Below are 13,732 nucleotides of genomic sequence, written 5' to 3' on the forward strand. Positions count from 1 at the left end.
GCGCCTTCTTCCGTTATTAATGGCGGAGGATATAATGCGTGTTTTTCTCTATATCGATGTTGATGCTTTCTTCGCCTCGGTGGAACAGGCCATCAATCCCAGCCTGCTCGGACGGCCGGTCATGGTTGGCGGTTTGAAACATGAACGGGGCGTGGTGGCCTGTCCCAGTTATGAGGCTCGAGCCCGGGGGGTCTACACCGGGACTTCACTCCATAATGCCGCGCGGCTTATCCCTGACGGTGTTTTTCTCAAGGGTGATTTCAACCGCCATCAGGACTATTCTAAAAGATTCTATGACATTCTCTATCGGTACAGCCCGGAGATTCAGGAGATATCGCAGGACGAAGCCTGCCTTGATATCACCGGAACCATCCGGCATTTCGCTGGAAATCACGCTCTGGCCAGGGATATTCAAAAACAGGTATGGATAACGCTCTCTCTGCCAACCTCAATCGGAATCGGCCCCAGCCGCGTGGCCTCTAAAATCGCCTCGGAACATCGGAAACCGATGGGTCTTACAATTATTGAACCGGACCATATACAACAATTCTTCAGCCAATTACCTCTCTGTCGTATTCCCGGAATCGGCCATGTAACCGAAAAAATATTAAGCGAGATGGGGATTCGAACGGCCGGGCAACTGGCCGCCGTTCCGGAATCGTATCTTAAAACCCTTTTTGGCGTTAATGGGTTGAAAATCGCCGCCTACTGCCGCGGTGAGGATGGCCTGCCCTTGAAAGACCATCGGGTCATTCGCTCGGTCAGTCGTGAAACCGGGTTCGCCGAGGACATCACCGATTGCGGACTTCTGCTGTCACACTTCTATTATCTAGTGGAGCGAGCGACCGCAAAACTCCGAGGACTATCCAAAAAAGCCGCAACGGCACGCATCAAATTTCGTTATTCCGATTTCCAGACCATCGTTGTATCGGCCCGAATCACCCCGGTTTCCGATGATGAAATGGTCATCTTCCCGATTGTGGAAGCCATGTTTCGGCGAACCTTCATCCGGCGTTTGGGAATCCGTCTGGTGGGGGTAAGTCTTTCGGGTCTAAAAAATCATATTGACAATGAATCCTTTCTCGATGATCGGATCGAAAAAAATCGCCGTTTATTGAAGGGCCTCGACTTCACCCGGGGTCGGGCCGGTTTTTTTGCCCTCATGACCGGCCGGACATTTGCCCTATCATCACGATACCGACAGGGGGATAATGGTTTTGAACTTCGCACTCCCGGTTTGTCACAGTAGTTTTTCGCTCCTTTATGGAACAGCCTCGCCGGATCAGTTAATCGAGACGGCCGCCTCACTGGGTTATCGGGCGATCGCCATGGCCGACACCAATAATCTCTATGGGGCCTATGACCTGTATTATAATTCCTTTGAATTGGGTCTTCAGGTGATCATCGGGGTCCGGCTCACCACCGCCCTTGGTATGGTTTGCCTGTTATGTAAAAATTATGATGGTTTTAAAAATCTCTCCCGCCTGGTAACCCATTATCAGCTTCAACAGCCTCCAACCTGCGAAATTCTGCATGAGTATCGCGCCCATCTGGTTTGCCTGGCAGAAGCCGACTCACCCCTGCCGCAGTTGCGCGAAATCTTCGGGGATAATATGTATCTCGCTTTGACCTTCAATCAGCCTTCCAAAACCGCTCGACGGGCAAAGGAGACCGGTCTCTGCATGGTGGCCTGTCCCCCGGTCAGTTTTCTCAGGCCCGAGGATTTCGACTGCCATCGACTTCTTCGAGCCATTGCGGGCGGATTTCTGCTTGATAATCTCCCTGCCTCTCAAACGGCCGGCCGTCTTGAGTTTTTTCATCCGCCTGAATGGTACAACCGTTTCTTTGAAACTTTCCCCGAGGCACTGATTGAGAGTGGGAATCTGGCCAACCGATGTTATCTGGCTTTTCCGGAAAGAAAAAATATCCTGCCCGATATCGGCCTTTCCGGGGATCACTTTGAGATTCTCTATGAAACCGCCCTGGATGGTTTGCGGGAACGAATAATCCGGGCGAATGGCCGTTATCAGGCCCGACTGGAGTATGAGCTTTCAGTCATTAAAAAAACCGGCTTTGTGGATTATTTCCTGATCGTAAGGGAAATCATCAACTTCTGCAAAAGTAACCATATCGCCGTGGTGGGACGAGGTTCGGCGGCCGGATCTCTGGTTTCGTATTGCCTCGGGATTACCCAGGTGGACCCGGTTTGCGAGGGCCTGTATTTTGAACGTTTCTTAAACGAGGCCCGTTCGGATTGCCCCGATATCGACCTGGACATTGACTGGCGGCGGCGTGATGAAGTCATTGATTTCATATATCGCCGCTATGGTGCCGATCGGGTGGCAATGATGGCATCATATATTCATTTTCAACCGCGTCTGGCCATTCGTGAAACGGCTAAGGCTTTTGGATTGGATCCTGAAGAAATCGACCGCCTTATTAAAAAGATTCCCCACCACCCGTTTGTAAATCGCCGGTTCCCCGAATCTCTCCCCGATCAACTGCCATCTGATCTGAATCGTTTCCGGCCGTTTCTTGAGGCGGCTCAATCCATTTATGGCCTGCCCCGCCATCTGAGTATTCATGCCGGGGGAGTTGTGATTACGCCTCAACCGCTAACCGATTATATCCCACTGGAACCGGCCGCCAAAGGTACTATCGTGACTCAGGGCGACATGTATCAGGCGGAAAAAATCGGCCTGGTCAAGATAGATATTCTCGGACAGCGGGGACTGGCCGTGATTGCCGATTGCTATCAGGCGGTCAGGGAAATCAAAGGGATCAATTATAATATTCCGGAGAATGACAAAAAAACCTACGACATGCTTCAAAAAGGTAAAACCATTGGGGTTTTCCAAATCGAGTCGCCCGGCCTTCGGGCCCTGTTGAAAGACCTCAGGCCGAAGGTTTTAAACGATATCACCCTGGCCCTTGCTCTCATTCGTCCCGGCGCTTCCGAATCCGGTATGAAACGAATTTTTCTTGACCGCTTTCATGGCCGTGAAAAGACCGTCTATCCCCACCCTAATCTGGCCGAAATCCTGAAAGAGACTCATGGCGTGTTTATCTATCAGGAACAGGTTATTCTGGCCGCCCGCCTGATTGCCGGATTTAACCTGGCCGCTTCTGATCTTTTGCGTCGGGCTATTACCAAATTACGTAAAAAGTCGGATGGCGACCGACTCACCCGCCGATTTCTTGATGGGGCCGAGCGCAACGGTATTGATACGTCCACGGCGGATAATATCCTGGCCCAACTGCGCCAGTTTGCCTCCTTCGGATTTTGCAAAGCTCATGCCGCCACATATGGCCATCTGGCCTATCAATCGGCCTATTTCAAGGCCCACCATCCGGCCCTTTTTATGACTGCAGTCCTGCGTAATGGAGGCGGTTATTATCCCCCGGCGGTTTATGTCGCCGAAGCCCGACGGTTGGGAGTGACTGTCATGCCGCCCGATATTAACATCTCCGATATCGTGGATACTCTGTATGACGGACGAATTTACCTCGGCCTGTCTCGTATTCGCGAATTGTCATCGGCGGTCATCAAGCAAATTAAATTAGCCCGGCCATTCAATTCTTTCGGTCAGTTTTTGTCACTCGTGGAAATTGGCGAACGAGATATGGAAAGTCTGATCCGGGTCGGTTTTTTCGATTCTCTCGAGACCTCCCGCCCCCGTCTTCTCTGGCAATTCCGCCTGAATGGAGGGAAAACAAATGCAAAAGGCGGTGGATTTTTTAATGGCCAGGCGTTATCAGCCAATCCCAAAAATCTCCCGCCCCTTGTTCCCTTCAGCCGGTATGATATTTTCCGCACCGAGCAATTTATCCTGGACCTGAACGCATCCTTTCATCCCCTGACTATGATTGAGGATTACCAGTCGCCGCCTCCCGGACAATGGCACCATCCGGTAGATGGAACCGCTATCAACATCTCCGGATGGCTGGCCGACCGGAAACGGATTAAAACCCGCGACGGCGAATCCATGGTGTTTTTAACCTTCGACACCCTGGAAGATACCTTCGAAGTGGTTCTGTTCCCGGATACCTATATGAAGTACGCTGAACTGATAAGGAAATACCGTTATCTCGCAATCGAGGGGCAGATTAATGTCGATGATGGTAACACTGCCATTATTGCCCGGAAACTTACCCCCTGCCCCACCGGTTTGAAGGAAGCCCGGTATATTTAGTTGACAGATAACTGGCTATAAATTTTATTTCTGCCATGTCTCTTCCGGAAAAGATAAAAAAGGAATATGAATCTCTTAAAGAGCAGATTGAGTACCATAATCGGCTGTACTATGTTTATGATCGGCCGGAAATAACCGATGCCGAATATGATCGCCTGTTCGATCGCCTCCTGAAAATCGAAATGGACTATCCTCATATCGTCATCCCGGATTCACCCTCACAGCGGGTCGGCGGGGAATCGTTGCCCCAGTTTGAAACCGTTACCCACCGGGTCCGTCTGCTCTCGCTTCAAAAGGTGACTTCCGCCGAAGAATTCAAAGAATTCGACCGGCGGGTTAAAAACGGCCTTGGTGTGGAACACGACATCGAATATTTTGTCGAACCAAAACTGGATGGCCTGGCGGTGGAACTGGTTTATGAAAACGGGCTTCTGACGGTCGGTTCAACCCGGGGCGATGGGACCCGTGGCGAAGATGTCACCCGCAACTTGAAAACCATTCGCTCCATCCCCCTTCGGCTATCCGACAAGGCAAGTATGGACTGCCCCCTGCTGGAAGTTCGGGGCGAGGTTATTATTCTTAAATCGGCGTTCGCGAAGTTGAATGAGCGGATAGTGACCGATGGCTTAGCGCCTTTTGCCAATCCCCGCAATGCCGCCGCTGGATCAATCCGGCAGTTGAACTCTAAGGTAACTGCGTCAAGACCATTGATATTCTACGCCTACAATATATCGGCCACCGATCTGCCCGGACTTGGGGATCAGGAAACAGTCATGAAATTTCTGGGCCGGGAAGGATTTCGAATTAATGAGTATTGTAACAAACTGAGTGGTATTCAAGCCATTGCCGGGGAATTCGAGAGACTGGAAAAAATCAGGCCGGAACTGGACTATGAAATCGATGGTATGGTGGTTAAAGTCAATAAATTCGAGGAACAGTCGGTACTGGGCGAAATTTCGCGCGCGCCCCGCTGGGCCATCGCCTGGAAATTCGCCGCCGAGGAAGCGGAAACAGTGATTAAGGATATTCAGTTTTCGGTCGGCCGAACCGGGATAATCACCCCGGTCGCCAAACTGGAACCGGTCCGGGTAGCAGGTGTTACTGTATCCAATGCTTCCCTGCACAATGAGGATGAAATCAATAAACTCGATCTCCGAATCGGCGACACCGTCATTATAAAAAGGGCCGGCGATGTTATCCCGGATGTTGTCCGCGTAATCGAGGACCGTCGCGATGGTAAGCAAAGAAGAATTGTTATGCCCGATAAATGTCCGTCATGTGGGATGCCCGTTTACCGTCCCGAGGGCGAGGCGGCTTATCGGTGTTTCAATGCCGCCTGTCCGGCCCAGGTAATCGAGCGGATTTTTCATTTTGCCTCCAAAGATGCCATGGATATCGAAGGTCTGGGCGGCAAACTGGCAACCCAGCTGGTGGAACGCGGCCTGGTTCGGAACCCGTCCGATATCTACTACCTGGATAAAGAAAGACTCCTTACCCTCGATTTAATGGCCGACAAACGGGCGGAAAATCTTCTCCGTGCCATCGAGCAGTCAAAAAGCCGGGAGTTGCCCAATGTTATTGTCGCCCTCGGGATTTTTGGCGTTGGCGAGACCGCCGCACAACTTCTGGCCCGAACTTTCGGCAGTCTCAATCGAATAACCGCTCTTACCTATGAAGATTTGGTTGCCGTTGATGGTATCGGGCCGATCATTGCCCGATCGATCGTCGATTATTTTTCCAATCCCGGAAATCGCGAAATGATAAAAAAGATGAGAAACGCCGGGGTCATGTTTCCCGATTTTCTGACGGAAAAAAAGGAAACACCCCTCTCCGGTAAAACCTTTGTTATTACCGGAACTCTATCGAAGCCTCGGGGGCATTTCAAAAAAATGATCGAGGATGCTGGAGGTAAAGTATCCGGATCGGTTTCGGCGAAAACCGATTATCTTCTGGCTGGCGAGGATGTCGGAAGCAAATATGAAAAGGCTCAAAAGCTCGGAGTCAAAATAATCGAAGAAAAAGAATTCCTGGCGATGCTTTAGCGAAAAGGAGATAATTTCTCCAGCAATCCCCCTGGACTAAAAAGCAGAACAAGCAATGCAACTATGCCGCCGATCAGCAGAAAAGCTTGAGAGAAAATCAATATCTTAAAATCCTCTTTATCTTTATGATCACTCACCACAACATGCTCTCCGAAAAAAGGTAACCTAATCCTTTTTAAAACCAAGGCCATAACTTTAACCATTGACTCTCCCTCAATATAATCGGCATTATTTTTGGCTTTTATGACCACTCAGCCGAAAATAAATCGACTTTCCGGTCCATCGGATAAACTTAATATACATTATATATATTATTGTCAACAAAAAACTACGCTATTCATCCTTTTTTGTTTCATATTCTAGCAAAAAACAGCATCCGCCACCCGGTGAATCCAAGCTGGTCTGTAGGATCTTAACATTTTCGTAATTGAATTTTCTTTCACGGTATGAAAGATTATGCAACAATGAGTCCTTTTGAGTTATATCCGTTATGTCTGCCAACTCAATTTTGGCCAATGTATCATTACTATATTTATAATAGGGTTTGGCCAATATCCAATCAAACAAGGTCTGGGTTCTCCTCAACTGATAAAGCGCCTGTTTTTCAAATACCGCTTCGGTATCATTTGGCCAGATGGTAATAATTTTGACCTCCCCCTCCAAGTTAGATATACAGCTTAAATCAAAAATAAAGAATTCCTTCTTGTTTGTCATTGATCCCGGTAAACTAAACCACCGGATAAAATGAAATTCCGGCGGCAAATTAATGGAACTATATATCGCCGCCCCACGATAGTTGTTAAGAGGGTATATTCGATTGGGACAAATTTCTTCACCGTCCGGGAGAGATAGGAAATATAAATTGTCATTTAGGTAATCATTTCTTAATTCACCATGATTCAGGCAATTGAACCTTGTCCTTTTATCGGAATTTGACTCCCCCACATATTCATAAGCGATTATTCCGGTGTCACCGATTGGTATGCCGTAGACAATAGCCCGCTGGTATGTATTTCCGGTATCCAATAATTCCGGAAAGTAGGGTATATTAAATGATCTTTTAAGGGCCTTATATACCGCCTCAGGCATATATGGGCTGTGGCACATCCGATAACGGTGTTCCATAATATTGTCTATTCGATATTGAAACAAATAATCCGAATCTGTTAAATATGATGCATATAGAGGAACCCGAATCATTAAGAGGAGACCAAATAATAACGTAATAATTATTGTTATATTTTTAATAATATTGTAACTGGGGGTTTTTCGTTTATGGTATATCATATACATGGCCAGGTAAAGCGTTACCATATGAACTGAAGTAAAAAAAAGAAAATCCATTTTCATCGGACCTGATCCCAAAGATTCAAAAATGAAATTATAAATAGCAATCAGGAAAAATATTGCCGGCCAAAGAAATAGAAGGTCACTCCAAAAGCCCAGTTTATTACCACGTAAAAAGCTGAATAAGAACGGAAATTGCCATTCTCTATCATCACCTCTATCTGAAAATGGCCGGCCCCGTGAATCAAGAATTTTGCCATCAGCCGATTTCTTTTTTCCGTCTTTTTTATCAATAATTAACTGCGTTACATAAAGCGCTATGATTGTCGCAATAATGAGGGACAGACCTACAATTATCCCGCTTCTCAAATCGCGGCAGATCGAAATAACCGCGACCAGTGTGGCGAATATCACCGATACCAGAATATTCCACAAAGTCACCTTCATAGTTAAACGCCCTTCACGCTATAACCTAGATCATTCATCTTAATAAATCTACTACTGGAAATCAGGATGCCCGCCTATGTAAGTTGAATCAAATGAATTCCAATGGCCGACAATATAGTTTTACTGATGCCTATTGTCAAGAAATCAAACAGGCCGGGGCTGGGAGAAACCCCGGCCCTGTCGCCGCCGGGTGAGGTAACCCGGCCGCTCATGGTGAAGTTAGTCACCCAGGGGGGACTGCTTATCCATGAGATTCTCTATCTCAGGACCGCCGAATCCAGCACTTTGAACCCGGCGGCGTTTTAACGCTCAGAAAATGAGGTCAGTTATTCCCACATACGTTTGTTTAATATTAATATATAGGCAACCAGGTACATACCGGCCCCGATCAATAGGGCCATATTAAATCCATAAGTGAAAACTATTAATATTATCAATGTCGACCCGAATACCGAGGCGGCTCCATTGACCGCAAAACCCCAATCAACCAATGAACCGACCTTCAGAGTCGCCTTGGGAAACGGCATCCCCATAAAAACACCGAGAGGAAGAATAAGAAACGATGTTATCAAGATTCTCGGCGACATGGTTAAATCGCCTAAACCATGAATGATATATTTAAAAATCGTAACATCAAGAATAAGCCAGATTATAATTGCAGGAAAAGCAATATGATGACTGACCTTCCCGGCGAAATTGCTTCCGATACCGGAGGCGATCAACAGAGTTAACATAACCGCTATGATGCTGTATATGGAGGGCCCGATAAATAAGGCGTATTTCTGAATCAGGACAATCTCGACAATTATGAAGGCCATTCCGATAGCAAAATAATAAAGCCATGGTACCGTCCGAAGACGGTCCCCTTTAAAGAAATATGGAATCAGGTTTAGCGGAATTATCAATAACAGGACCACCACCAGAATGATTACAATGATGACCTTGGCCAGAGGAAAACCGAAAAATTCATAAGGCAAAACCTTTTTCAGGTCTTTAATTGAGAAGTTCTTCCAGAGGCCCATCTGGGCGATAAACGGCCGGTTGTCGGCGGCCGGAGAAAGATCGATGGCCGCCGAGTCGGACACCTTTTCCCAGCCATCCCGGACAATTCTGCCAATCAGATTATCGCCCGCCGAATCGGCCGCCGGGTATAGAAGATAATAATAGCCATAATCATCAGCCGCTCGATCACCGAACGCACGGGTTCTTATTTCATCGGTCAGCGGACGTTTTGACAGAAGCAGCATATTCCGCCGCATTTTGGGCAGGTTGTAAACTGCAAAATGATCACCGGGATCGGCCACCTGCAATCGTTTCAGGGCATCCATCACTTCAGTAACCAGGCGCGGCATATAAAACTGATGTTCCATCATTATAAACCCGCTGTCCGAGAGCGCCCGCCAGTAGTCCTCAAAGGCTTCGGTGGTAAAGAGATAATTTTCGGCAAGTGCGAATGCTCCTGAGGCCAGGGCCGCCCAGGAATTGGAACTCAGAGAATAAATGACATCAAATTTATTCTTAAACCGTTTAACATAGGCTCGACCATCTTCGGATGCAACGATCACCCGTGGATCATGATAGATACGCCCCGTATATTCCGGAAGAGTGATAATCTCCGTTAACGAATCACTCAATATATACCCCGATTAATCGCCATAGAGCATCATATGGTTGATATGACCGTTGATCTCGACCGCATGGATTTCAGTTGCCCCGTATTGCAGGGCCTGAAGAACATCGACTCCTCCCCCCGCTCCAAGGGATAAAAACGTGCAGGAATCGAATTGGTCAATCAGATATTTAACATCGATACCATATTGGAAAAGTTCCGAATCCGGTTTATTCCAGTCACCATCGAAAGGATAAACCGGCGAATTGGCGATATTATCGATATTCAAACCCCGATAAACCCCATCGAAATCGTACAGTTTTATTTTCGACATGGCATCCCAGTGCGTGTAAATCACCCGCCCGTGTTCCTGCCTCTCAAGTGCCAGAAGTCCCGGCGCCATCCAGCTTAACCAGAAAACCGCCGCCGTTAAAATAACCGGGAGGCTTTTTAACCAGCCCCGGCTGGCAATAAAAGCCGCGGCCAGAAGCGGTGCAGTTACCACAAAGGTCGTCACCGGTGTCCCCAACCGGTTCATCAGCAGAATTGCGACAACCACTCCGAGACCGGCCCCGAGAAGGTCAGCCATATACAATTTTGTTATTTTGTGACTGTTCTCCTTGAAAATCCGGGATAAGGCCATACCTCCAAAGAAGAAAGGCAAACTTAGAATCAAGATTGTCAGCCCCACCTTTCCTACCATCAGCCAGCCATTCAGTAATTCCGAAAAATTTAATTCTAAGGAAAATACAAACGGAGGACTGATAATGGCCGCCAGACCCGCCAGTGAAAGAATCGGACCGACTTTATTACCTCGGTTAAGAAAAGGAAATAATCTCAGGGCCAGGCCTCCCAATCCGAGACCAAGAATCGCCAGTGATAATATTAAAAATGCGAAGGTATAAAAAAATTCCGCGGAAAATATCCTGGTCCAGACCAGTTCCAGCGAAATCAGGGAGATTGATAATAGTGAAATAATCAACATCTTATGATTTTGCATTCTTGCCTCGAAATAAGCAGGTATGTTACATGTCCAAACACGTCCGACCCGGTCTGAGGTGGGAAGACCGGCCCCTTATCAATCGAATACGCATAAACCTTAAAAAGGTTTCAGCCACCCGGAAATTGAAAACGACATGAATCATTTTTTATACGGCCAAAACAAATGAAACCTGCAACCAGGCATTTTCGTCTATAATGGTAAAGAATTCATCGGAAATCGGGAGGATATCATATGAAAAAGTCAATTATCGCAATTGTTGGCCTAATGCTTTTATTTTCAATCAGCCGGGCCGCTGAAACCAGCAGTCGTTTTCATGCGGTGGATATTAAGCATAATTGCCATCTGGATGATATCAATATCGATGTGGATGACAATGATGTTGTCATTACCAATAGAGGTAATGGATTCTGCCGCGTAATAATTACCGAAGATTATGAACTTTATATTGATGGTAATCTCATTAAAACCACTCCCGAACAGAAAAAATTGCTGGCCGAATATTATGATAAGACCATGGAACTGGTGATCTACGCCGAGGATCTCGGTTATGAGGGCGCGAAAATTGGTGTGGCGGGAGCCAAAGTCGGCCTGAAGGCGATGGGCGGGGTGCTAAAATTACTGTTTACCGATTATGACGAAGATGATCTCGAAAGAGAACTTGAGGCCGAATCCGCGCGGATTGAGGCCCGGGCGGCAAAACTCGAGGATAAGGCCGATGAACTGGAGACTCTGGCTGACCAGCTTGAATTACTGACCGAGGAACTTTCTGACGAAATTCCCGAATTAGAGCAACTGGAATGGTTCTCGAATTAGTCGAATGATTGAAACATAGCCGCGATAAATCAAAGGCGCCGGAGAAATGAATCGGCGCCTTTCTTGGTTTGAGAAGGTTATGACCTTATTCAAATGAATTTAATCATCCGAAACGGCACTGAAGATTTCCTCTCGTTGAGGTTTTGTGGACGCTGCCTTTATGCCGGATTGCGTTTTGGTGTATTGGATTGTCTTCGCAATAGAAGTCCGCTTTTCGGCTTTTCTGATAACCGTCCGGCCTTCAACCACTCCGGCGATATCATCGACTATTTCGGAAAGCCGTTCGGCCTGGGCGGCCAGTTCTTCCGCGGCAGACGATGACTCCTCGGCATTGGCCGCCACCTGCTGAACAACCTGTTCCATCTGGCTGACAGCCGCATTTATCTGCTGAATACCGACCGATTGATCTTCCGAAGATTGCTGGACTTCCCCTGATATTCTGGTGACTGATTCGATCTGTTTCTCTATCTCAGTAAGAGCCCGAGCCGCCCTATTGACCACTTCCACTCCGGCATTGGCCTTTTGGGTGCTTCCAAGGATTAAGTCCGAGGTGTCGCGGGCCGCCGTGGCCGCCCGCTGGGCCAGATTACGAACCTCTTCCGCTACGACCGCAAAACCTTTGCCGTGCTCTCCGGCACGAGCCGCTTCGACAGCCGCATTCAAAGCCAGGAGATTGGTCTGAAAGGCAATCTCTTCGATGGTTTTAATGATTCCCGAGATTTGATCGGAGGAGGATTTGATATCGCTCATGACACTGACCGTCTGTTGCATCGCCTCTCCGGCCTGGCTGGCGGATTCACGGGCCTCACCGGCATTGGCCGCCGCCTGTTGTGTCTTCGCGGCACCGTCTTTGGCGTGGCTTTCCAGCGACTTGAGCGAGGCCGAGGTCTCCTCAATTCCCGCCGACTGCTCCGAAGCTCCTTCCGCCAGAATTTCACTGGATTGAGATATTTGCTGGGAGGCTGAGGTTACTTCGCTGGCCCCGGAGGTCAAATTGCTGATGGCCTGATTTAGCGGACCGGCCATTTTGTGCCCGAAATAAAACGATAAAAGACCAAAAATAATCACCAGCACCATCGCTACAATTGCCGCCAGAATAACCATGCCGTTGATAGCCGCCGTAATTTTCCCGTTCGACTGCCGCACCAGTTCCTGGACATCCTTATAATCGTCTTCATATGTCCCGGCCCCGATTACCCAGTCCCAGGGCTTGAAGTATGTCACTGCCGCAATTTTATTACGCGCCTTGTCATCACCGGTATTTTTCCAGGGATAAGTGACATAAGCCACCGATCCGTTTTCCGTCTGGAGACCTTTGCTGACAATGTCCTGAATGAAATAACGTCCGTCGCTATCCTTTGCTTCCCAGATATTCTCACCGTCACGCTGGCCGCCTTTGGAAATTATATAATGACCTTTAATATCCCCACTACCGCCCAGAACATAAACATAACCGCTCTTACCAACATTTATGGCCATTATACCATTTCGGAGGCTTTCCACATTTTCCTGTTTAATGCCGACATAAAGAACTCCGACCACCCGGCCGTTATCGTCCTTTATCGGCTCGTACGAAGTTATATACCAGGCATTAACGACGAATGCCCGCCCCGTAAAGGTGTTCCCCCTCATCACCGCGGAGATAACCGGATTGGCCGTCCCATCCGGATTGACCGCCGGGATATATGTCCCGATTGCCCTGGTTCCGTCAAGTTTTTCGACATTCGTGCAAACCCGGAGCATATCCCCGTTATCATTCATCCGCTGGAATATGGTGCAGGTTCCGCCCACCAGGTTTTTAACCTCATCAACCACGGGCGATGATCTGGAAACTTCGGTATTCTGTCCCAGCCAGGTTTTCCCGGCATACATTTTGGGCAGTTTTACCCTTGAGGAGGCTTTGGAATACTGGTTGATGGCTTCCCATTCAACTGATTCCTCTGCAAAAGAAGTTTCTCCCGTTTCATTTAATACTTTACGGGCAACATTGAGGTCCGATTCGACTTTTTTCTCGAGCATCTGTTGCATCACTACGCACATTTGATAAACATCTTTGGTGATTTTACCGGCCTCACCTTTGGCGATATCGATGACGACGGTTTCCATGTCGTTTTGAACGGTTTCGACTTCACCTTGGACAGTCTCTTTCTTGATGAACGTCACGCCTATGATGATCAACGATGTGAAAACCACACCTGCCAAACAAAGCATGATAATTTTGGATTGCATTGAACGCAGATTCATAGTTGTACCATCCGTTGTTTATGAATTATATTAAAATGTGTTATATATGTTGGCTTGTTATAAATGGCCTCCAGGTGGCCGGACGTCCGGATAA

Annotated in this window: 10 protein-coding genes; 5 read left to right on the top strand and 5 right to left on the bottom strand. The window is 47.8% G+C overall.

Going from position 1 to position 13,732, the window contains the following annotated elements; genetic code table 11:
* The first annotated feature begins 34 nt into the window (after window positions 1-34).
* The 3 genes from dinB to ligA are packed head-to-tail and all read left to right on the top strand — an operon-like array spanning window position 35 to window position 6,235.
* Complete coding sequence (dinB, locus tag JXQ28_05430; protein MBN2277169.1) at window positions 35-1,249, top strand: DNA polymerase IV; 1,215 nt, start codon at window positions 35-37, stop codon at window positions 1,247-1,249.
* Window positions 1,218-4,193 (top strand): DNA polymerase III subunit alpha, encoded by a 2,976-nt coding sequence (locus JXQ28_05435; GenBank protein ID MBN2277170.1) that lies wholly within the window; start codon window positions 1,218-1,220, stop codon window positions 4,191-4,193. Before dinB ends, JXQ28_05435 begins: the two co-directional genes overlap by 32 nt.
* A gap of 35 nt (window positions 4,194-4,228) precedes the next feature.
* Complete coding sequence (gene ligA, locus JXQ28_05440; protein ID MBN2277171.1) at window positions 4,229-6,235, top strand: NAD-dependent DNA ligase LigA; 2,007 nt, start codon at window positions 4,229-4,231, stop codon at window positions 6,233-6,235.
* Here the strand turns inward: ligA and JXQ28_05445 are convergent.
* On the bottom strand, window positions 6,232-6,438 hold the full coding sequence (locus JXQ28_05445; protein ID MBN2277172.1) for a hypothetical protein: 207 nt from the start codon (window positions 6,436-6,438) through the stop codon (window positions 6,232-6,234). The two genes, ligA and JXQ28_05445, sit on opposite strands and share 4 nt — an antisense overlap.
* Window positions 6,439-6,568: 130 nt before the next feature.
* The gene (locus JXQ28_05450) at window positions 6,569-7,969 is read right to left on the bottom strand and encodes a hypothetical protein (GenBank protein MBN2277173.1); all 1,401 of its coding nucleotides are present in this window, start codon (window positions 7,967-7,969) and stop codon (window positions 6,569-6,571) included.
* Between the two features lie 102 nt (window positions 7,970-8,071).
* Here JXQ28_05450 and JXQ28_05455 point away from each other — a divergent pair, with 102 nt between their 5' ends.
* Window positions 8,072-8,275, top strand: a complete 204-nt coding sequence (locus JXQ28_05455) for a hypothetical protein (protein ID MBN2277174.1) — start codon at window positions 8,072-8,074, stop codon at window positions 8,273-8,275.
* 20 nt (window positions 8,276-8,295) lie between these two features.
* Here the strand turns inward: JXQ28_05455 and JXQ28_05460 are convergent, their stop codons facing one another.
* Complete coding sequence (locus JXQ28_05460; GenBank protein ID MBN2277175.1) at window positions 8,296-9,603, bottom strand: hypothetical protein; 1,308 nt, start codon at window positions 9,601-9,603, stop codon at window positions 8,296-8,298.
* Window positions 9,604-9,615: 12 nt separating this feature from the next.
* Window positions 9,616-10,578, bottom strand: a complete 963-nt coding sequence (locus tag JXQ28_05465) for a hypothetical protein (protein MBN2277176.1) — start codon at window positions 10,576-10,578, stop codon at window positions 9,616-9,618.
* Between the two features lie 234 nt (window positions 10,579-10,812).
* Here JXQ28_05465 and JXQ28_05470 point away from each other — a divergent pair, with 234 nt between their 5' ends.
* On the top strand, window positions 10,813-11,394 hold the full coding sequence (locus JXQ28_05470) for a hypothetical protein (protein MBN2277177.1): 582 nt from the start codon (window positions 10,813-10,815) through the stop codon (window positions 11,392-11,394).
* A gap of 99 nt (window positions 11,395-11,493) precedes the next feature.
* Here the strand turns inward: JXQ28_05470 and JXQ28_05475 are convergent, their stop codons facing one another.
* The gene (locus JXQ28_05475; GenBank protein ID MBN2277178.1) at window positions 11,494-13,638 is read right to left on the bottom strand and encodes a Cache 3/Cache 2 fusion domain-containing protein; all 2,145 of its coding nucleotides are present in this window, start codon (window positions 13,636-13,638) and stop codon (window positions 11,494-11,496) included.
* Window positions 13,639-13,732: the final 94 nt, after the last annotated feature.

The organism is Candidatus Zixiibacteriota bacterium (assembly GCA_016933955.1).
In the GTDB taxonomy this organism is placed as follows: domain Bacteria; phylum Zixibacteria; class MSB-5A5; order GN15; family PGXB01; genus JAFGTT01.